A 16,819-nucleotide genomic window follows, 5' to 3' on the forward strand; every position below is an offset into this window, starting at 1 on the left:
ATCAGCCCCTCACTATCTTTGCCTGGCCGGTGCCCAGGTATTGGCTCAGCAGCGCCAAGGCGAATGACTCACCAGCGCTGATCTTTCGGGCGGAAGCTGAATAGGTCTTGCTGCTTGACACCCCATCAGCATCCACGGACTTACTCAGCACGCCGGTTTCCTTGGCCGCGAAGATGTTGCCCTCGGCGGCTTCCCGGGCGATCTCAGCGCCAGCCTGGACCACGTCGTCCGGCACGGGGTCAAATGCAGGCAGCCCCAAGTTGGTCAGCCAGGTGTTGGCCATCAGCACCGCGCGGGCCTTCTGGCCGTCGGGCGCCCAGGCAGGCCCAAGCAGGGCGTCCACCTGCTCGACGGTGATGTAGATGGTCATTACACGGCCTCATCCAGAAGCTTGGCCAGATCACCTCGCTCTGCATCCGGGTTGAAATCTAAGCCCTTCTCAGCCAGCTTGGCTTTGATGTCATCAATGCGCAGGCCATGGGAAGGCTTCTTGGTCGACCCTTTCACCAGTTCGCGCACGCGGGCTTCATCGTCCTGCGTGAACAGATCACCGTAAAAGCTACGCATGCTGCCAACCACATAGTCCGGGTCGCTTTGTTCGCCTGGCAGCGTATCCAGAGCCACATCCAGCGCCTTGCGGCTTCGCGGATCCTCTTTGCTCTCCATGGAGGCCTTGTACGCAGCCGGCGCAAGGCTTACGTCAATGATCCTGTAGCCCTCCCGGCGCAGTTCAGCTTTGCGCTCGGCGGTAACCGGATGGGGCTCGTAAATGACTTTTTCGGACATGTCAGTCTCCGAGGTTAGCGACCCCGAAAGGCCGCATCATGTGGTTGATCAGGCCTGGCCGATAGCCATGACACCGGCGGTGTGTTTGATGCTTGTTGCGACCTTGTCCCAGTTCGCACCAGTGGCCAGCGCCGCGTCGTCCGGCGAGGCGCCACCGTTAGCAACATCCCAGGCATAACCGCGGAGTCCTACGCCGAAGCTGTAGTCGATCTGCAGGGTGGTCTCGATGCGCTCCTTGCCGTTGCTCGTCTCGATGTTCGAGATCAGATCGCGGGCATCGTGGACAGTGGCTGCCCCCTGGGCCAGGGATAGCACTCGACGCATGGCCGGCGCGGCCGGGTCGGCCACAGCAGCGCTGTAGAGTGCAGGAGCATCGGTCACCACAACCAAGCGACCCAGGATGTCGACAACGCGGACGGCATCAGACTTGAACAGCTGCTCGGCGTTGGTGAGGTTTTGGCCCACGAAGGCATGGAACTGGGCGCCATCCATCACTTGGGCGATCAGTTGGCTAGAGTGATCGCCGAATAGCGCATGGCTGTCGTTCACAGCGATGTAGTCCACCTTCTTGTTGCCCGACACGTCGATGACCGCGGCAGCGCCCTGGTTGCCGATGCCTGCCACCAACGCGGCGATGGCAGTGTTCAGCTGGTCCTGCAGCAGGGATTCGGCGAAGTAGCGGGACGCCACTTCTACGCCCTCGGCAGTTGGTTTGCGTAACCAGGTCATCTGGGACGGCTCATAACGCACCGGGCCGAAGCCGCCCGCGACCTTGACGGTGTTGTGCTTGAGCTGGGTCAGGTCGACCGCGTTCACGTTGCCGTTGTTGCCGTAACGGTTCACGCGACGACGCGCGCCCGCCAGGCCAGCGTAGAAGCTGGTCTGCAGGAAGTCGCCGTCAAAGCCTTCGGTGGTCAGTAGAATCGCGCCACCGGATGCGGCGTTGAACCGCTCGACCATTTGCGCCAGCGTCTCGATGGTCGCAGGCATGAAGTAGGTGTTGAAAACTTCCATATCGGAAAGCGCCATGTTGGAGCTCCTATAGCTGTTGCCCGGACGGGCTCAATGAATGGTTGTCGGGCATCCGCCCTGGTGCGCCGTACCCCATCCGGGATGACAGCTAGGGTCTGATCAGGGCTGGGCTAGATCAGGGAATTGGGATTTGATTGCTTGCAGGCGGTCTTCTTTGTTGCCGCCAAAGTTGCCCTTACCTTCAGGTGGCTTGCCGCCAGTGTGGCTGCCGTTAGGTGCGCCGCCGCCATTTGCACCGGAGCTTTTGAGTATCTGGTCTTTGTAGGGATATTGATCGACAAGGGCTTCGAGCGCTTCGTCGAAGTCCGCCACCTCGCCTGGGCGGGCGCGACTGAAAATCTTGTTGCCGGCCTGGTCGTAGGCGACCACCTTGCCCTCTTCGATCTTGAACGCCTGACCGAAGCGGGCCTGAACCAGGTCACCTGGAATCGCGAACTTCTCCGCGATCAGTTTCGACCGACTGAAGCTGCCTCCTATGAGTTCGCCATGCAGTTGGCCTTGCAGTTTCTCCAAGTCACCTTGCAACGTCTTCTCGCGCTCTGCGGCCGCTTTGGCAGCTGCTGCAACTTGCTCTTCAGCAGCGCGCTTGGCGGCAGACTTGATCTCTTCGACCTTGCCGGCAGTGACCAGATCACCCTCCTTGAGGTTCTTGACGGTCTCCAGCGCTTTGATGGCGGACTCGGCATCCTCTATACCTTCGAACAGCTTGGCGCGGGCCTCAGCTGCCTCTTTGGCCTCGCGATGCCCCTGGGCCTCACGGTTCAATGCCGAGATTTTGGTAACGGCAGCAGCAGCGTCGAATGGAGCCTCTTTGCCGTCATCGTGAACATAGACCGGCTGGCCGTTCTGCAGGACCACATTGCCGTTGTCGTCAAGTTTGAGCTTCATGGATCGTTCTCCGGGCATCCGCCCATTGGCAGGCCTTCCGGCCCAATTGCGCCCCGCTCATCCGAACTGCAGGCAGAAAAAAACCCGCCGAAGCGGGTTATGTTGAAAGTTTGCGTTTGGGTATTCGCTGATCTTCCGGAACATCTTTGTTGATACGTATGAGCTGACTCATAAGGCCGCCATGCAATCCTGTGCTTGTCGGCGCACGCCGTTTTAACTCTTCCTTAATCAGATACCCGGGGCCGTTATAGATTTCGTCAAAAGTACCGTCCCGATTTAGTTTGATTCCAAGGTAGTAATCAGGAACGTGATGCACCGGAAAAGTCAGGTTTTTGCTAAACGTCGCCTTGATCTGCACCTTCCGCCCATCGTCAGAGATCGCATCGTGGTGCTTTGTCAGGCCCTCATTCAGCGTGAGCTCATAGTTTAGGCTCGCGACAACCTCCCCTATGTCGCCAACCAATCTGCCGTCAAGCGTGAACGGTTTGCCTGGATAAGCAGCCTGCAGCTGAGATACCGCACTGAACAGCTGCTCCAGAGCACCGGAAATTTGATTCTGAATTTGTTCACTCATGCTGAACCATCCGAGTTGGAAGGTAGCAGGCTATCTCAAGAACCAATCGACTTAAATATCCGCCTCTGATGCAGCTCATCCAATGTCAGGAACTTGCCCTTGTCGTTGTAGAAGGCTTCAAGCTTCAACTCGCCCTCCCGCATTAGGCGCGCTCGCGCTGGCCCGAGGATCTCGTCCTGACGCGCTGCCGGCTGACGACGCAACCAATCCGCGTATGTGGTCGACTGCGGCACCTGTCCGTCCATGCTGGCCCGCGTCGCGCTATCGCTGAATCCAAGCCTGGATGCACTCTTCAGGATCGGCATCTTGGTCGACCGGCAGCAGAAGTGAATCCGCCCGGGCCCGGCTAGCCATGGAATCTTGTGCCCGATTGGCTTGTAGGTGCCCAAGGTGTACGGCAGGCGGTCCCTGATGCGGCAATCGGAGGACGTGCGCGTGTCCAGGGTACTGAGCCATTCAACATGGCTGATGATGTCGCTGTTGGCCTCGTAGGCGGCGTCACTGGCCGTTTCAGCGGTGTGCGATATGGCGGACCTGACGACCGCCTCAACCTCGCGCCTGGGCTTCTGCAGGATGCCGTCAGCGTAGTTCTGTGCCCGGGTGCCCATGACGGTGCGGACAATATCGGCAGTCGTGCGCCCCTCAACTACGCCAGCGCGGACAGCGTCGCGAACTGCAGCAGCGCGGCTCGTCTCGATGCCGGCCATCCACTCCCTGAGCAGGCGTCCCTGGAATGGTCTGGCCTGCGCAATCGCTTTGACCTGGCTGAACGCTGGCGCAACGACAGGGAAAGCCTCTTGCACCACTGCAGGCAGAACCGCACGCAGCGCACCCTGTTGAAAGGCGACCTCGTAGCTGATCAGACCGTCGGTGGCCTGGTCCAGCGCCTGGCGGATCTCGACGAACGTGGCCTGGTTTAGGCGCAGTACTTCAGCCAGCGCCCTATCCACAGCCGGCGCCGACAGATCAGCACCAAGATTGTCGATTGCCTGGATGAGCGCAGTCCGCAGCTCGGTGTCCTTGCTGTTCAAGATCTTGATGATCGCCCTGACCTGGCCATTGCTGAGCCTAGAAAGATCAACCTCATGCCCGATCAGCTCACTCAGCAACCTCTCGTTGGCCGTCTTCATCACAGCGCACCGAGCGCAGGACCTTGGGACTCGATCTTCTCAAGCTCTTCGTCCCAATCGTATTCGTCACTGATCACACCGCGGCGCTGCATCTCGGTGAACAGCGTTTCCTTGGAGATCATGCCGGCGTTTGCCATGGCCACCAGGGTTGGAAGCGATACCTCCGGCATGTAGTCCACGTCGAAGTTGCCGCGCATCTCGACCGCTCCACCCTCGCCCAGGCCACGATAGTCAGCCATGTACTGCAGCAGCTGCGCCAGGCAGTCGCCGAAGTGGCTCGCCATGCGCGCCAACGGGGAAAGCTCTTGAGCTGCCTCTTCCTCCGCTTGCGTGGCGGTCTTGGTCGCAGCCTTTTCAGGAGTCAGTAGCTTGGCCCCGGCCATGCGCATCTCGCCGATCAAGTCCTGCAACGCTGTACGGCCGGCCTCGACCGCCTGACCGGTGTGCTCGACATACTTGAGGTCGCCCGTGGCCGGCAGGTCGGTCAGTGAGCCAGTGCCGACCTTGAACTCTGGCGGCACCGGTAGACCTTGGTCGTTGAAAATCGGCTGCACGCCGATCCGCACCAGAATCGGTACTCGAATCACATGCAGGATATTGTCCTGGTCACTCTGGCTCTGCCAGTGTTTGACGTTGAGGTGAGCCAGCTCCAGTAGCGGCGGCTTGGCAGTCATGAAGCCAGTCCGCCCGGTGTAGAACGTGACCCAAGGGATGCTGGTCAGGCTGTTGGTGCCCTCGTCATGCAGCGCCCATACGCCGCCCTTCTCGGCGCGGCGGTAGGTGCGCCACTTGCCAGGTTCCAGCACGCGGACCTGCTCGACGCACTTGGCGCCGAAGTCGCCGTCCTCTTCCTCGATTACCTCGATGTAGCGAACCATGGTGAGGACGCCGCCCTTGGAGCGCCAGCCCAAAACCTGCTCTGGCTTCACCAGCACGACATAGGGCCGCACACCGGCCGCCTGCTCCTCTGCCTGGGTGCGTACGTCTTGGGTGGGCGGATGATCTACGAATGCATGGCACAGGCCATGGCTCAGGCCTTCGCGGAAGAACTCCACTGACCACGAGTTGAGGTCATTGCCGGCGAAGTCGATATCCTTCGCCATCACCTGTATGGCCTCAGGCACATCGTCACCGACCTGCAGCGGCTCGGCGAACACTCGAGAAGTCATGTTGCCGACTGTCTCGGAATACGCCGGCAACAGCGTCGAGAGGCGCAGGCGCTCCTTGTAGGAATCGTCATCCTCGGCGGGGTATTGCGGCAACAAGGTCTTGCTCGCCGCACGCATGGCCATCGTCCCGCCCATGAGCGGCGTGATCACGGCCCAGTACGCGCGCATGGCGTCGACAGCAGGCAGCGTGATGCTTGGGTTATCGCTCATGGTCACATTCTCAGGGATTGAGTCGTCGTCATCGGCTTGGAAATCGGGAACAGGAAAGCCAGCGGGTAACCACCGGCATCATTCAAGTGGTCCACGCCGCTGGATTTGTCCGGCATGCCGTTCTTGTCGTAGGCCTGTTGCTCCAGGCCGTCGGTGAGGTGCGGGCACCTGTTCGTGTTGATCTTCAGTCGTCGTTCGCCCTGGCCATTGAGGATCAGGGCATTCACGGCATTCACTCGGTCGGCGATGGCAGGGTTCGTACTGTTCACGCGAATGGAGAAGCCCGCCTGCTGCAGGATGCTCAGATCCGACTCACTGGCGTTCTTGCTGCTGGAGTTGGCGCCGGAGGCATCCGGGAATATCTGGATCGGGTGGCCCTTGCTCGCGTACTGACGCTTGAGCAGGTCGGCCATGTACGGTGTGTCACGCCCATCGGTGACTTCGGCCACAGCAATCGGCAAGCCGCTCCGGAGCACATACACCACGGCGCTCATCTTCAGCCGGTTGAAGTCCATGCCGATCAGCAGCGGCTCCCGCTCCCGCTCAACCTCGTTGCTGTGATTCAGCCTACGGTCGAAGTCGGGGTAGACAGCGCCGGAGGTGAGGTTGACGAACTGGCCGCGTAAGTAAGCCCTGATCAGCTGCGGCGGATAGGAATCCTCCAGGGACGAGATGTAGTCGTCCGGCAGGTTCGCCTCATTGTCATAGGTGCTGGCCTGGACCAAGCCATACAGCGTCTTCAGTTCTGGCCTTTCGCTGATCTGCTTCACGAACTGCTGGTAGGTGAACTTGAACCCTTCAGGCGTCGTGGCAACATCCACACCGTTCTTGAGCCCGTGAACCTTGTAGCGCATCCGCGCGATGATCTTCCGCCAGGCCTGCTCAGCCTTGAGCTTGGCCATAACATCCAGCTCGTCGACCAGGGCGTGGCCGATCTTGAAGCCGACGATGGTCGCGGGCTTCTCCATCGACCGGCAGATCACGGTGCTGCGGTATTGACCGCCGCTGTAGAAGTCGACCTCTTTGTCCGACTCCTTGATCTTGATGCGCAGCCCCCAGTCGAAGGCCACCTCTTCGATCGTTGGGAAGAAAATGTCCCGGATCTGCGGGTACGTCGGGGCGAAGTAGCCAGCGTTGATTCGCGGCCACTCCCAAACGTGCTGGCAGAGCCCGGAGCAACCTACCCAGGTCTTCCCTGAGCCGAACCCGGCAACGAAGCCGCGGAACTTGTGAGGCATGGCGAGGAACCGCGCCTGAGGCACATTAAGCGTCGGCATCCCGCTTCCTCGCGTCGACCACCTCAACACGTACGGAGGTTGGTGGTACTGAATTTAATGAGTCGTCGACCTTGGTGGCCCGGTTGACGTAGATGTCGCCAACCTCCTTGGCCGCCTGCTCCAGCACCTGGATGGCAAGCGGCAGGTTCTTCATGGTCTCGGCGCGCTCTGCTATCCGGCCCAGGGCACGAAGACGGTAGGCGCGGTTCGCGATCGGGATCTCTGCGGTCTCTTCACGGAATCGCCTACGCGTATCCTCGAACAAGGCAACCCAGCGCTTGGCCAGGCCCTTTCCTGAGGTCTTGGTCGGGTCGTGAGTTTCAACCTGCTGGCGGGTCACTGCGACACCGTATTCTTTCTGGACGGCCTCTACCACCTGTGAAGGCGTGTCGAAGCACGCCAAGGCCTGAACGATAAAGGCCTTCACGTCATTGCTGAGGGCTGCCATAGGCTTTCATCCGTCCAGAGCCTGTCCAGAATCACGCCGACTTGAGCAGACAGGTTCCGCAGGCCCTCGAAATGTTGATCTTGGCCACCTCAGGCGGCCGGCTTGCAGCGTCAATCAGCTGCTGAACATCATGGCTCGGCCCATAGCGGCGAACCACTCCAACGAACTCCTCGACGTCGTGGCCGCGCATCTCAAGCTTGGGCATGCCTTCATCGGTGAATGCCGGGGCGCCGTACTTATCGAGCTTGTGCCCGATGTGGTAAAGCTCATGTTCTATGAGGGCGCAGAACTCTGCCTCACTGCACTGGGCGCAGTAGTCACCGGCCAGGGTGATGAGAAACTCCGGCTCATGCCCGAACCAGTCGCGGAGCTGCTGCTCTTGCCGGGTTTTCTGCCACCCACCTGCACGGATCATCAGCTGCTCGGCCTGGCCCAGAACTGTTCTGCCCTTCTTGGTGAACGCAGAGGAAGCCCAGAGCACACCAATGTTTGCGTCGATCAGGTGAGCATGCTCCGGGTTGTGGATGCTGCCGGTCTCGGCCAGGATCTCCCGCTGTATCCATTCCCAAACTTCAGGGCCTGGGCGGAGCATGAGGAAAGGCGAATCAAGCAGATCGGCCGGCGGCGTTGGTCTGCTCATGCATCACCTGCAACTTGTAATGATGGCCGATAGCCGGTATTGGTGAAGGTCAACTGACAAGGATTGCCCCATGAATGACAGATACAGTGTTGTACACCGACCGCGCGTTGACCTCATCGCAATTAAAACTGGCACCCAAACACCCGCCGTTCCGATGGAGCAATACTGCTATCGGATTGAGGACTCACTCGCAGACGGAGACTACGTCGGCGGACCTTACCAATCTAAACCTGAGGCCGACGCTGCTTGCGCTCAGCTTAATAGGGGTGTCGATATCCTGTTTCTCCCCTACGCCAACAGGGCCCTGCTGGTCGCCACCAATGCTCTTCACGTAGAGGCTGGCAGAGAGGTGCTTGCTGGTCTCACTCGCCAAGAATCCGAAAGGTATGCCGAACTTCTGCTCGATAGCGAACCAACGGACGAGTTCATCGACTTAGAGCACAAACACCGGGAGGCTCGTACCGGCTACAAAGTTGATCCGGCTTGATTCTTCTGGAAAAGTGCCGCACTCACCTGCGGCACGCCTACCCGCTTATGCGAATCGTCCTGATCTTCCCGCCGGTGTAGATGTACCGCTTCACGGCGGCGCGCACCGCGTCTTCTGCGCTTGCCCCCCATATCCATTGCAGCCAAGGCATAGGCCGAGCCGCTGCCGATAGCGTCAGGGTTGGACGGGGCAAGCTCCTACCGCCAGATGCCTGTCTTGTCGTCATGGCCGACCATCAGTAGCTTCCCGCCATCTACGGCATAGCCCGAGCACTCCACAGCAACTGCCGATGGAGTGCCGAAGTAGGCCGCAATCAGGGCCTTCTCGTCACACGCGGCGCCGGACAGGAAGAAGCTGACACCGTCGACGACCTGGCACTTCGGGGAATCATCAGAAACGATTACTCCGCCCCGGGTCTGGCGAGAGTCGTAGGCGATCAAGCCGTCCTTGTAGGCAATGGTGGTCATGTGTTGTGCCCTTCTAGCGGCTGAGCAAAGGTGAACTTCACACCTTCGTCTGGATAATAAGTGGAGTAACTGGCGTTCTGGAGGATCACCCCCTCACCCAGTACCTCCACCGCAGCACTGCCATACTTGGCGACCAATGCAGCCTTCAGGTCATCCGCTGACAACGTCAGCGTGATGTTATGGAAGTGAACAAGCGTCTTCTTGATGCTCATCGCTCACCTCAGTTAAACGGATCAGCAGGTTTAGCGATCGAACGAACGAACCACATGAAGCCTTGCTGCAGGTTGGTCTTGGCCAGGGCCAGCAGCCGGGGGTCAACACCCTCGATCTGGCCAATCTGTTTGAACAGCTCGCCGGCATCCGCTTCCAGCACCTTGATCGAATTCATGCCGTCGATCTCGCTTTGGCTAAGGTCGCGGTATCCGGTGATTTTTTTGTGCTGGTTATCCATGGGTAGCTCCTTTGTTCGATGAATCATGGTCGACTCCACCCGTCGCCTATCCCGAAGGTTTGTGGCAGCCATCCAAATGAGTGACTAATAGTTAAATCTCTGCCTGGGGAGGCACAAAAAATGCAACCAAGATTCGTTATCGTTCCAGCTGTTCCAATAGCAACGGAGTCGTTTCATTCAGGTGGTCGCTTCTACGCTAATACTCTGTCGAGCGGCTTTGATGTTTACGACAACCAGGAAAAGATCCGACTCAAGCCAAGCTATGCAAACAAAGGGCTGGCAGGTGCGGCGTGCGCAAAGATGAACATGGAATCGCGCAATCCAACTGAGTTGTTCCCAGTGTTGAGGAGTGAGTGATTCGCCACGAAATGACGCACCTTGAATTTGTGGCGCGGTTTACTGCTCGGGATTACGTCCCGGCAACTTGAACCCAGTGAAGCGATCGGCGTAGGCGCGGATCTTGTCCACCCCTAGCAGGCCAATCATCCCGCCGACGATTCCAGCAGCCGACTGGGGGATGCCCAGCAACTCAAGCCCTGAAAGCATCGCCAGGGTGATACAGCCGCACAGCAGGCTTTCGAGGAAGGCTGCCTTCTTGGTTCCGCCGCCATAAATGATTCGTAACGCTGAGATCGACACGGCCAGACCGGCCGCATAGAACGCGGGTGCATGCTGGCTTAGCCACGCAAGCATAATGAGCCAGGTATCTGGTTTGTCTGGCATATGGGCCATTCCGGTTCCTCCCTTTCGGGGAGCTATAAATAAAAAAGCCCGCGTAAGGCGAGCATTGGCTACGTGCTGTCGTTGTTGACGATATTTGACCTGACCCCAAGCCAGTGGCAACCTAGACGGCTGCTTCAAAATCAGCGACAGAACTCTTTCTCACAAGGCTTGCCTCCCTCGGACATCTGTCATGACTTCACAGCTCGAAATAGTCATCAACGCGACAAAGAAGCTCGAATCACTGCTGACCCTGCTGGGCGCGGACGGCAGAGGCCTTCAAGAAAAATGTGACTCTGTGGCTCACTTGTTACCGCCCGAGATAGTTGGGTCAGTCAAGTACCTCGCTCGAAATCGAAATAAATTGCTGCATGAAGATGGTTTTGAGCTCTCCGACTTGGGCGCCTTTCAGTATCAAGCGGGCTCGGCGATTGCTTACTTAGAAAGAGTTACTGCTCTCGATCAGAAGATCGAGGAACCAGTACCCAACGGAATCACGATCAAAATGCCTGATCGCGCTATTCAGCCTGTTCCGATCGAGGAACTGGAGTGGTTTTTAGCTCAGGAGCCAGTGTTCACTGAGCCCCATGAAAAAACCAAGGGTTGAACGAAAAAACTGGCTTAACAGTCAGGTCAGTGATGATCCTTTGATGGATGCTTAAGCCTCGTCATTACGTGGCTCGCCGCGGGGCTTAACAAGCCTCAGCTCACCGACGCCGTGGTCTGCCAGCATCGCCTGCACATCGCCCAGGTTGCGGGCTAGGTCACCGTAGAGCGTTACCCCGCCAAGGCGCAATGGCTCGACGGCAGGCTCTTCATCGATTCTGGCAACAACGTTGCCCGTCTCCAGGTCCCCGATCACGGTGTTCCCGGCCGGCCCCCTGATGGTGAATGCCCCCGTCTTTAGGTCAATATCGACCTTGCCTGAGGTGCTCGAAAGATGTGTGTAATGCCCACCGATATGACGAGCCTTTGGTTCAGAGCGGCCCCAGCAGCACTCCCAGCTTGGAGCAATGGGTGTGGTGGAGCCGAAAACGAACCGGCCTCGCGTAATGGCGATGCCTCAAAAGAATGTTTACCGTGCGCCGTCGAACATTGCGACGCACAGCAAATGAAGAGTTAAATGACTCATGTCGCTCAAAGGCGAGGAGTTGGAGCTCGTGGCTCTCTTGGATGGGCGAAGTTTTCGCCCCGTTTAACATCGGCAATCGATAAAGCTGTCTCAGAGCACCAAGATCAGAACGCCCAGCTCCAGATATCCTTGGTCTTCCAGTTACCGTTGTCGACGTTGATCAGTCGGATGTGGCGATAGGTGGGCTTGAAACCGAAGCGAGCCCAAACTGGCTTCTCCTGGAGGATCGCAACACCGCCGTTAGGCTGTAGCCGCAGGACCGCACCCGGGAAGCCTGCAGTGCCCGACTGCCACAGCACTGTGTTGTTTGCGCCATAAACTACGAAGTTGCCATCCGCCTGGAAGACAGCGCGTTGGGCGCCGCGATTCTGGGTTTTGGTCGACCACACAAGAGCACCGCCCGCGGCGTAAGCGGCAACGTTGCCGTCCGCCTGGAACGAAATTTTGCTAGCACCAGCTTGGTAAACCTGGCCTTTAACCAATTCCGTACCCGCCGGGAAGACGACCGAATCGATCGATCCCGGAACAAGTGGAATACCACCAGTACCGTTCCAAAGCGCCAGCGAATCGACCAGGACAATGTTGCCGTCGTCTTGGAGGATCAGATGGGTACGGTTCCACTGATCCTTACTGGTAAACGTACTGTTCTCAGTCAGCCAAACACGCATACGAACACGGTCGTCCAAGAACGCACCATACTGAACGTAGAAGGCTGTGGGGTCCTTCTTCCGTAGGCGAGTAGTCATACTGTATGGCTGACTTTCGTTGGCCACCCAGACGGTGACGCCTTTGTCTTGAATGACCAGGTTCGCATCTTGCTGTAGCAGCAACTTGAAGCGGCCGTTTGGAGAAAGCAGGAACTGGCCTGGAGACATGGTTTGGTAGGCAGGAAGAACCGAAGAGCCGCTGCCGGTGAAAGGAACACGTGTACGAGCACCCATAATTTGTCACCTATTAAAGTCGAATGATTTGCGCGGCCTCTGCCGCATTCATGTCGCTCAAAGGCGATAAATCGAGACTCGAGGTCTTTACATGATTCAAGGTCGCGCATCGCGTGCACTTGATCTGGATCTGGCTGAACTCACCCACGCGGGCGAGTAGTCGGTTGCATTTTCCGCAACGAAATTCTTTGAACATCTGCAAGTCCGTTTGATTTTCTGCTAGGCTCCGTCCCGCTCGCGCGAGCAGTGAGGGCCTTGGCTGGCTTGCAGGTACAGTCTGCGATCTGGCGGCTACAGGAAGTGGCCTTTACACCTTCTGAAGTCGCCCTCTCTTTTCCATTCCGCGCAAACGAATAAGCCCCGAACTGGTCGGGGCTTTTGTGTTTCTGGCGGGCATAAAAAAAACCGGCTCATTGGCCGGTTTCTTTTAGGTATTTGCCTAAGGCAAAACTGTAACGATGGGGAAACTATGCCACTACGCGTGCGGGAACGCAATAGGCCCTCAAGCGGCCTCCTTCATTTCGTACAAAACAGCCCCAATTGGTGAGAGGGCCTCCTTATCGATGTCCTCGCACACCTCGAAGCAGATCTCCACGAAAGGCTCCCAGTCCCTGGCCCATGCACACGATGGCAGGCTCACGCCGTAGACATCATCGATCCACTTCTTGAACCACTCAGGGCTTGCGAAGGGATCTTCACAGGAAGACTGCCCGCCCTGGTGCATGCGGCGGTACCGGAACATGACACCTTTGGCCACGTATTCGCACCGCTCACGTTTCGCCGCCGTCATCCGACCAGATCTTGCCAGCGCGTTGTTAAACACAACCTCTTCAGCGGTCTCGCGATCGTCGTCACTGCAGGCCGGTGCGTACATGAAGTTGCCGAAGGCGCGAACCTGGCTGTGCAGCTTGCCGATCGCCGACTGTACCCGCCCTGCCAGCGCCTGGTGCACTGCATGACTCGCACTGCGCTGCTTTTCAGTGGTCTGCACCATGGCGCCCAGTAGGCCCAGTTGTTCGATGAAGGAGCCCTGGCTATCCCAGGCCGTGTACAGGCAGTCATGCCATGCTTGGCGTGCGCTGTTCAGTTGCATGGGCCGCCCCTCCGCTTGGCCTTTCGCAAAAGAAACTCCTCGTAGCTGTGCTTACGGGCGACTGCGGCACCCCAGGCAAGCACAGCGCCGGATGCCACAAGCATCACGGCCAGAATAAAAAACGCCAATGCTGTGGTCATGCTGCAACCTCCTTCAGCTGTTTGATCTTTGCCCGGTACTCGGCCTTGATGGCCTTCAGGTCGTCGATGGTGTGCTTGCAGGCCCGATGAGGCCCTTCCAACCAGGCCACCCGGTCGGCGCCGATGCGTTGCACCAACCGGATGCGGTACTCGACCGCGTTACCGGACAGGTTGCGATTGCATTTCACGCATTGGCGGTGGACGTTGAGCGGCTCGAAGCGCAGCTCCGGGCAGGCGCCAACAGAGCGGTAGTGGCCGGCGTCCCAGCGGCTGCCGGTGATCAGGTCGTGATCATTGGGCAGCGAGTCGCAGCTGATGCACGGCAGGTGCTGGTCGCGCAGGCGGATGTAGGTGTTGAACTCGGCCTGGGCCTCGCGCATGTAGTCACCGCGGCTCTTGAGCTTTTCCTTGCGGACCTTGACCTCGCGGCGCTCGCGCTGGTCTATGGCCTTGCGGGCCTTTTCCCGATGACGCGGGGCATCGAGTGCCGCACAGGCCGGACTGCATACAGCCTGCCCCATGCGTGAAGGGACGAATGAGGCCCCACACGATGCGACACAGCATTTTTTCGACTTAGGCAGCTTCCTTTCGATCGTCATGCGGCCTCCTGGCTCAGCAGGTCGTCGAAGACCACACCATGGGCGGTGAAGTCAGCAACGATACGGTTGGTGTAGGCGATGCCCTGGGCGCGATTGAAGAGACTGGTTACCGGGAAACCGTCCGGCCCCAGCAGCTTGCAGTCGCCCATCAGGCCAAGCTTCTCTTCGTAGTTGAGGTGCTTAGTAGTTCGGTACCAGGCCGCTCGGTAGTCCTCATCCTCGTTGATTAGGATCTGCACGCCGTGGTGCAGCTTGCAGTACTTGCGGGCCTCCGATACGTCACCGATCTGCGTCATCTCGGCAATGCGCTTGTAGAAAGCGAACCACAGGGCGTTCTGGTCCAACGTGCGGTCCTTGCCAGGGCGCAGGCTCACCACCACGAATTTCTTGTCGCGGTACATGGTGGTCAGGCAGGTGATGGCCTCGGAGAGCTTGGCCTGGCAGTTGACGCTGATACGGTCAGCCATGGGATACCTCCTTCGCCATGGCTGCGTCGACGGCTTTGTCCGTGAGCTCTGCCCGGCGCAGCTCATCACACACGTGCACGTCAGCCCAGGCGTGCAGGTACTCTTCATCGCGCAGCCACCGGTATCGCTCGGCATCCTTGCGCAGCGCCGCAGCCTCTGCCCTGGCATCATTTAGCGCAAATGCCAGCCTCTTCTTGTCAGCGGCGTAGGCGTCGTTCGCTTCGCAGGCAAGATTCAGCTCTGCCAGCAGCTGGAGGGCGACCTCCTCCACGGCGTGCTCCCCAAGGAATCCATCCAAAGCGTCGGTGCGCTCCTGCAGTTCCTGGCCGCCGGCCCTCCAGGCGCCTACCACTGCCCACAGCAGGGGCTGCAACTTTGATTTGTCGATGTTCATCAGAATCCTTCCTTCGATTGCGCCGCGGCGATTGCCTCGCGGGCCTTACGCTTGCGTAGATACGTATTGACCCGATCGGCTTGGGTCTTCTTGCGCTTCTCGCGGTCCTGCCGGGCCTTAGCGGCCTCAACGATTGATCGGACTTCTGCGAGCTTCTCGCGCAGCTTCGGGGATGCTTGGACAGGGGCACCGGTGAGCAGTCCGGCGATGGCCTGGCCGTCTTCGGTGATGGGCGCGATGCGCAGATCGGCCAAGTACTTGGTGCCCGACTCCTGGGTGATCAGTTGCATACGCACAGCCGATTCGATGGCAGTCACTCGGCGAACCGGATCGAAACCGAGGGAAACACTCCAGGCAGCTGGCTTCGCCTCAGCCCGCGCTCCGGCAACCAACCGTTCGTACGCGCTCATGAACGCCATCCGGGCGCCGACCTTGTCGCCCAGCGCAAGCACCGGTTGCGCCGCGGCCATGGCTTGCTGGATCTCGGCAGTCATCACCACGGTCTCGCTTTCGTCACTGGCGGTCAGGGCAATGGACCACGCCTCATCCTTGCCAGGGCGACCGTCAGCGGCCTGCACTCGTTGCAGGATGTCCGTCATGGCGAGTTTTCCCTTGACCTCAAGCCGGCAGGCCTTCAGGGCGCCGCGGACGGTAGCCACTGGGTAAGCGCAGAGGTCCTCAGCCATCATCGCGGCAGTGCCAGGGTTCATTTCCTGCCCCATGGCTTCAGCCGTAGCGCAAATGGCAGCGGCCAATCCTGCTACCTGGGAATCGTTCATTTCACAGGTATTCATTGCGCTCCCCTGCCTGGCGCTTGGCCAGAACCAGTTGAGCCGCCTGTTCCGCTGCGGACAGGTTTGCTTCGGTGCGTTCCATCTGGCGCGCGGTGGTCCCGTTGACCCGCTGACCGGTCACCCATTGGGTGTGGTAGCTCTCGGCGTTCACCAGCAGTTCGTTGAGGCTGTGGCACTTGCGCAAAACTGCCGCATCGCTGGTTTTCAGGTAGTGGGCGGCGACGTGGTGAGCGACGTCAGCACCGAGGCGGTCGACCAGTTGGCCGAGCTGGCCACCGACCTTGGCGTTCCACACCGGCCAGGTGCTGTAACGCTTACGGTAAGCCATGGCGTAGTTCGCCCAGACCTTGAAGGTTTTGCAGGTCTGATCCTTGGGGCCAGGCATGTCGGCCGGGATCTCAACCCGGGGGGCATCGGTGCGATCAACAACCAGCACCAAGCCGCGGGACTGGTTCGGCTTGTCCGAGCCGTCCTGCAAGCTGTGACTGGTATCCTGATTGGTAACCTGATTATTGGTATCCTGATTTGTCGGAGATTTTTCCGACCCTGGCTCGGATTTTTTTCCGACCTTGCTCGGAGATTTTTCCGAGGTAGATCGGATTTTTTTCCGACCATTGGTTTGTGGTGGGGTCGGATATTTTTCCGACCCATCCTGCTTCTTGTTCCACTCAGCTGCCTTGTCGGTCAGGCGGAAAAGGGTGATGTTCGAAGTGCTGGAAAGCTCGATCAAACCGGCTTCTTCCAAGGCCTTCAGCATCCGATAGGCCGTGTCGGGCTTGTCGGTCAGCAAAGGCAACTCTTCCACGATCTTGGCCTTGCTCAGTGCAAAGAAGATCCCGTCATCCGTCTTCAACGCTTTTGCCCAGCTCGGGCAGCCGTAGACGAACGCGAACAGCAGCGCTTGCTGGGAGTTGAGCCCCCATTCGAGCGCCTTTGCCTGGTTGATCGTCACGGTGAACTGCATGTCAGATCCCGCCCAA

Annotated in this window: 27 protein-coding genes; 3 read left to right on the forward strand and 24 right to left on the reverse strand. The window is 58.9% G+C overall.

The features are described from left to right. Window position 1: 1 nt before the first annotated feature. The 10 genes from LOY54_RS14175 to LOY54_RS14220 form a co-directional block, all read right to left on the reverse strand. Window positions 2–370: a hypothetical protein gene (locus LOY54_RS14175; protein ID WP_195884177.1), complete on the reverse strand. Its 369-nt coding sequence runs from the start codon at window positions 368–370 to the stop codon at window positions 2–4. Continuing rightward, window positions 370–786, reverse strand: a complete 417-nt coding sequence (locus LOY54_RS14180) for a hypothetical protein (protein WP_258606797.1) — start codon at window positions 784–786, stop codon at window positions 370–372. Before LOY54_RS14180 ends, LOY54_RS14175 begins: the two co-directional genes overlap by 1 nt. A 48-nt stretch (window positions 787–834) precedes the next feature. Then, the gene (locus LOY54_RS14185) at window positions 835–1,815 is read right to left on the reverse strand and encodes a major capsid protein (protein ID WP_258606799.1); all 981 of its coding nucleotides are present in this window, start codon (window positions 1,813–1,815) and stop codon (window positions 835–837) included. Between the two features lie 102 nt (window positions 1,816–1,917). After that, complete coding sequence (locus LOY54_RS14190) at window positions 1,918–2,706, reverse strand: DUF6651 domain-containing protein (protein ID WP_258606800.1); 789 nt, start codon at window positions 2,704–2,706, stop codon at window positions 1,918–1,920. 97 nt (window positions 2,707–2,803) lie between these two features. Then, entirely contained in the window at window positions 2,804–3,280 is a 477-nt protein-coding gene (locus LOY54_RS14195; RefSeq protein ID WP_258606802.1) for a DUF6998 domain-containing protein, read from the reverse strand. A gap of 35 nt (window positions 3,281–3,315) precedes the next feature. Continuing rightward, on the reverse strand, window positions 3,316–4,410 hold the full coding sequence (locus LOY54_RS14200; protein WP_258606803.1) for a hypothetical protein: 1,095 nt from the start codon (window positions 4,408–4,410) through the stop codon (window positions 3,316–3,318). Continuing rightward, window positions 4,410–5,789, reverse strand: a complete 1,380-nt coding sequence (locus tag LOY54_RS14205) for a DUF4055 domain-containing protein (RefSeq protein WP_258606805.1) — start codon at window positions 5,787–5,789, stop codon at window positions 4,410–4,412. The genes LOY54_RS14200 and LOY54_RS14205 overlap by 1 nt, the downstream gene beginning before the upstream one ends. A gap of 2 nt (window positions 5,790–5,791) precedes the next feature. Further along, entirely contained in the window at window positions 5,792–7,066 is a 1,275-nt protein-coding gene (locus tag LOY54_RS14210; RefSeq protein ID WP_258606807.1) for a terminase large subunit, read from the reverse strand. Beyond that, window positions 7,053–7,514 (reverse strand): DUF2280 domain-containing protein, encoded by a 462-nt coding sequence (locus tag LOY54_RS14215; RefSeq protein WP_258606809.1) that lies wholly within the window; start codon window positions 7,512–7,514, stop codon window positions 7,053–7,055. Before LOY54_RS14215 ends, LOY54_RS14210 begins: the two co-directional genes overlap by 14 nt. Before the next feature lie 31 nt (window positions 7,515–7,545). Next, on the reverse strand, window positions 7,546–8,154 hold the full coding sequence (locus tag LOY54_RS14220) for a putative metallopeptidase (protein ID WP_258606811.1): 609 nt from the start codon (window positions 8,152–8,154) through the stop codon (window positions 7,546–7,548). A 70-nt stretch (window positions 8,155–8,224) separates the two neighbouring features. Here LOY54_RS14220 and LOY54_RS14225 point away from each other — a divergent pair, with 70 nt between their 5' ends. Next, window positions 8,225–8,641: a hypothetical protein gene (locus LOY54_RS14225; protein WP_258606813.1), complete on the forward strand. Its 417-nt coding sequence runs from the start codon at window positions 8,225–8,227 to the stop codon at window positions 8,639–8,641. Between the two features lie 197 nt (window positions 8,642–8,838). On the opposite strand, the gene LOY54_RS27455 is transcribed toward LOY54_RS14225, so the two are convergent. Genes LOY54_RS27455 through LOY54_RS14240 form a run of 3 tightly spaced genes read right to left on the reverse strand, consistent with a single transcriptional unit; the run spans window position 8,839 to window position 9,559 of the window. After that, entirely contained in the window at window positions 8,839–9,108 is a 270-nt protein-coding gene (locus LOY54_RS27455; RefSeq protein WP_309475646.1) for a hypothetical protein, read from the reverse strand. Then, window positions 9,105–9,320: a hypothetical protein gene (locus LOY54_RS14235; RefSeq protein ID WP_258606815.1), complete on the reverse strand. Its 216-nt coding sequence runs from the start codon at window positions 9,318–9,320 to the stop codon at window positions 9,105–9,107. Before LOY54_RS14235 ends, LOY54_RS27455 begins: the two co-directional genes overlap by 4 nt. An 8-nt stretch (window positions 9,321–9,328) precedes the next feature. After that, window positions 9,329–9,559: a hypothetical protein gene (locus LOY54_RS14240; protein WP_258606817.1), complete on the reverse strand. Its 231-nt coding sequence runs from the start codon at window positions 9,557–9,559 to the stop codon at window positions 9,329–9,331. Between the two features lie 120 nt (window positions 9,560–9,679). Here LOY54_RS14240 and LOY54_RS14245 point away from each other — a divergent pair, with 120 nt between their 5' ends. Further along, window positions 9,680–9,916, forward strand: coding sequence for a hypothetical protein (locus LOY54_RS14245; protein WP_258606819.1), 237 nt, complete (start codon window positions 9,680–9,682; stop codon window positions 9,914–9,916). 39 nt (window positions 9,917–9,955) lie between these two features. Here the strand turns inward: LOY54_RS14245 and LOY54_RS14250 are convergent, their stop codons facing one another. Further along, window positions 9,956–10,291 (reverse strand): phage holin, lambda family, encoded by a 336-nt coding sequence (locus LOY54_RS14250; RefSeq protein ID WP_093382485.1) that lies wholly within the window; start codon window positions 10,289–10,291, stop codon window positions 9,956–9,958. 181 nt (window positions 10,292–10,472) lie between these two features. Between LOY54_RS14250 and LOY54_RS14255 the strand changes: the two genes are divergently transcribed. Next, window positions 10,473–10,886, forward strand: a complete 414-nt coding sequence (locus LOY54_RS14255) for a hypothetical protein (RefSeq protein ID WP_258606822.1) — start codon at window positions 10,473–10,475, stop codon at window positions 10,884–10,886. A gap of 51 nt (window positions 10,887–10,937) precedes the next feature. Here LOY54_RS14255 and LOY54_RS14260 read toward each other — a convergent pair whose 3' ends face one another. The 10 genes from LOY54_RS14260 to LOY54_RS14305 form a co-directional block, all read right to left on the reverse strand. Further along, on the reverse strand, window positions 10,938–11,141 hold the full coding sequence (locus LOY54_RS14260; protein ID WP_258606824.1) for a hypothetical protein: 204 nt from the start codon (window positions 11,139–11,141) through the stop codon (window positions 10,938–10,940). Between the two features lie 374 nt (window positions 11,142–11,515). Next, complete coding sequence (locus LOY54_RS14265; RefSeq protein ID WP_258606826.1) at window positions 11,516–12,352, reverse strand: putidacin L1 family lectin-like bacteriocin; 837 nt, start codon at window positions 12,350–12,352, stop codon at window positions 11,516–11,518. 13 nt (window positions 12,353–12,365) lie between these two features. Next, window positions 12,366–12,548 carry a Com family DNA-binding transcriptional regulator gene (locus tag LOY54_RS14270; protein ID WP_093382470.1) on the reverse strand — a complete coding sequence of 61 codons (183 nt, stop codon included), beginning with the start codon at window positions 12,546–12,548 and terminating at the stop codon, window positions 12,366–12,368. A gap of 306 nt (window positions 12,549–12,854) precedes the next feature. Further along, complete coding sequence (locus tag LOY54_RS14275; RefSeq protein ID WP_258606829.1) at window positions 12,855–13,445, reverse strand: hypothetical protein; 591 nt, start codon at window positions 13,443–13,445, stop codon at window positions 12,855–12,857. Beyond that, window positions 13,436–13,585: a hypothetical protein gene (locus LOY54_RS14280; protein ID WP_258606831.1), complete on the reverse strand. Its 150-nt coding sequence runs from the start codon at window positions 13,583–13,585 to the stop codon at window positions 13,436–13,438. The genes LOY54_RS14275 and LOY54_RS14280 overlap by 10 nt, the downstream gene beginning before the upstream one ends. Continuing rightward, window positions 13,582–14,184 carry a recombination protein NinG gene (locus LOY54_RS14285; RefSeq protein ID WP_258606832.1) on the reverse strand — a complete coding sequence of 201 codons (603 nt, stop codon included), beginning with the start codon at window positions 14,182–14,184 and terminating at the stop codon, window positions 13,582–13,584. Before LOY54_RS14285 ends, LOY54_RS14280 begins: the two co-directional genes overlap by 4 nt. After that, entirely contained in the window at window positions 14,181–14,651 is a 471-nt protein-coding gene (locus tag LOY54_RS14290) for a hypothetical protein (protein ID WP_258606833.1), read from the reverse strand. The genes LOY54_RS14285 and LOY54_RS14290 overlap by 4 nt, the downstream gene beginning before the upstream one ends. Next, the gene (locus LOY54_RS14295) at window positions 14,644–15,045 is read right to left on the reverse strand and encodes a hypothetical protein (RefSeq protein WP_258606834.1); all 402 of its coding nucleotides are present in this window, start codon (window positions 15,043–15,045) and stop codon (window positions 14,644–14,646) included. Before LOY54_RS14295 ends, LOY54_RS14290 begins: the two co-directional genes overlap by 8 nt. Further along, complete coding sequence (locus LOY54_RS14300; RefSeq protein WP_258606836.1) at window positions 15,045–15,839, reverse strand: hypothetical protein; 795 nt, start codon at window positions 15,837–15,839, stop codon at window positions 15,045–15,047. Before LOY54_RS14300 ends, LOY54_RS14295 begins: the two co-directional genes overlap by 1 nt. Further along, window positions 15,826–16,803: a phage replication protein gene (locus LOY54_RS14305; RefSeq protein WP_258606838.1), complete on the reverse strand. Its 978-nt coding sequence runs from the start codon at window positions 16,801–16,803 to the stop codon at window positions 15,826–15,828. Before LOY54_RS14305 ends, LOY54_RS14300 begins: the two co-directional genes overlap by 14 nt. Window positions 16,804–16,819 lie beyond the last annotated feature (16 nt).

The organism is Pseudomonas sp. B21-032, from assembly GCF_024748965.1.
GTDB lineage: Bacteria > Pseudomonadota > Gammaproteobacteria > Pseudomonadales > Pseudomonadaceae > Aquipseudomonas.

What these genes read in the sequence shown, in the direction of transcription:
- LOY54_RS14290 (WP_258606833.1), bottom strand. Translation starts at nt 14,651, where the DNA reads ATGGCTGACCGTATCAGCGTCAACTGCCAGGCCAAGCTCTCCGAGGCC.
- LOY54_RS14185 (WP_258606799.1), bottom strand. Translation starts at nt 1,815, where the DNA reads ATGGCGCTTTCCGATATGGAAGTTTTCAACACCTACTTCATGCCTGCG.
- LOY54_RS14245 (WP_258606819.1), top strand. Translation starts at nt 9,680, where the DNA reads ATGCAACCAAGATTCGTTATCGTTCCAGCTGTTCCAATAGCAACGGAG.
- LOY54_RS14270 (WP_093382470.1), bottom strand. Translation starts at nt 12,548, where the DNA reads ATGTTCAAAGAATTTCGTTGCGGAAAATGCAACCGACTACTCGCCCGC.
- LOY54_RS14250 (WP_093382485.1), bottom strand. Translation starts at nt 10,291, where the DNA reads ATGGCCCATATGCCAGACAAACCAGATACCTGGCTCATTATGCTTGCG.
- LOY54_RS14275 (WP_258606829.1), bottom strand. Translation starts at nt 13,445, where the DNA reads ATGCAACTGAACAGCGCACGCCAAGCATGGCATGACTGCCTGTACACG.
- LOY54_RS14180 (WP_258606797.1), bottom strand. Translation starts at nt 786, where the DNA reads ATGTCCGAAAAAGTCATTTACGAGCCCCATCCGGTTACCGCCGAGCGC.
- LOY54_RS14210 (WP_258606807.1), bottom strand. Translation starts at nt 7,066, where the DNA reads ATGCCGACGCTTAATGTGCCTCAGGCGCGGTTCCTCGCCATGCCTCAC.
- LOY54_RS27455 (WP_309475646.1), bottom strand. Translation starts at nt 9,108, where the DNA reads ATGACCACCATTGCCTACAAGGACGGCTTGATCGCCTACGACTCTCGC.
- LOY54_RS14190 (WP_258606800.1), bottom strand. Translation starts at nt 2,706, where the DNA reads ATGAAGCTCAAACTTGACGACAACGGCAATGTGGTCCTGCAGAACGGC.
- LOY54_RS14280 (WP_258606831.1), bottom strand. Translation starts at nt 13,585, where the DNA reads ATGACCACAGCATTGGCGTTTTTTATTCTGGCCGTGATGCTTGTGGCA.
- LOY54_RS14285 (WP_258606832.1), bottom strand. Translation starts at nt 14,184, where the DNA reads ATGACGATCGAAAGGAAGCTGCCTAAGTCGAAAAAATGCTGTGTCGCA.
- LOY54_RS14305 (WP_258606838.1), bottom strand. Translation starts at nt 16,803, where the DNA reads ATGCAGTTCACCGTGACGATCAACCAGGCAAAGGCGCTCGAATGGGGG.
- LOY54_RS14300 (WP_258606836.1), bottom strand. Translation starts at nt 15,839, where the DNA reads ATGAATACCTGTGAAATGAACGATTCCCAGGTAGCAGGATTGGCCGCT.
- LOY54_RS14195 (WP_258606802.1), bottom strand. Translation starts at nt 3,280, where the DNA reads ATGAGTGAACAAATTCAGAATCAAATTTCCGGTGCTCTGGAGCAGCTG.
- LOY54_RS14215 (WP_258606809.1), bottom strand. Translation starts at nt 7,514, where the DNA reads ATGGCAGCCCTCAGCAATGACGTGAAGGCCTTTATCGTTCAGGCCTTG.
- LOY54_RS14175 (WP_195884177.1), bottom strand. Translation starts at nt 370, where the DNA reads ATGACCATCTACATCACCGTCGAGCAGGTGGACGCCCTGCTTGGGCCT.
- LOY54_RS14295 (WP_258606834.1), bottom strand. Translation starts at nt 15,045, where the DNA reads ATGAACATCGACAAATCAAAGTTGCAGCCCCTGCTGTGGGCAGTGGTA.
- LOY54_RS14220 (WP_258606811.1), bottom strand. Translation starts at nt 8,154, where the DNA reads ATGAGCAGACCAACGCCGCCGGCCGATCTGCTTGATTCGCCTTTCCTC.
- LOY54_RS14265 (WP_258606826.1), bottom strand. Translation starts at nt 12,352, where the DNA reads ATGGGTGCTCGTACACGTGTTCCTTTCACCGGCAGCGGCTCTTCGGTT.
- LOY54_RS14255 (WP_258606822.1), top strand. Translation starts at nt 10,473, where the DNA reads ATGACTTCACAGCTCGAAATAGTCATCAACGCGACAAAGAAGCTCGAA.
- LOY54_RS14240 (WP_258606817.1), bottom strand. Translation starts at nt 9,559, where the DNA reads ATGGATAACCAGCACAAAAAAATCACCGGATACCGCGACCTTAGCCAA.
- LOY54_RS14235 (WP_258606815.1), bottom strand. Translation starts at nt 9,320, where the DNA reads ATGAGCATCAAGAAGACGCTTGTTCACTTCCATAACATCACGCTGACG.
- LOY54_RS14225 (WP_258606813.1), top strand. Translation starts at nt 8,225, where the DNA reads ATGAATGACAGATACAGTGTTGTACACCGACCGCGCGTTGACCTCATC.
- LOY54_RS14205 (WP_258606805.1), bottom strand. Translation starts at nt 5,789, where the DNA reads ATGAGCGATAACCCAAGCATCACGCTGCCTGCTGTCGACGCCATGCGC.
- LOY54_RS14200 (WP_258606803.1), bottom strand. Translation starts at nt 4,410, where the DNA reads ATGAAGACGGCCAACGAGAGGTTGCTGAGTGAGCTGATCGGGCATGAG.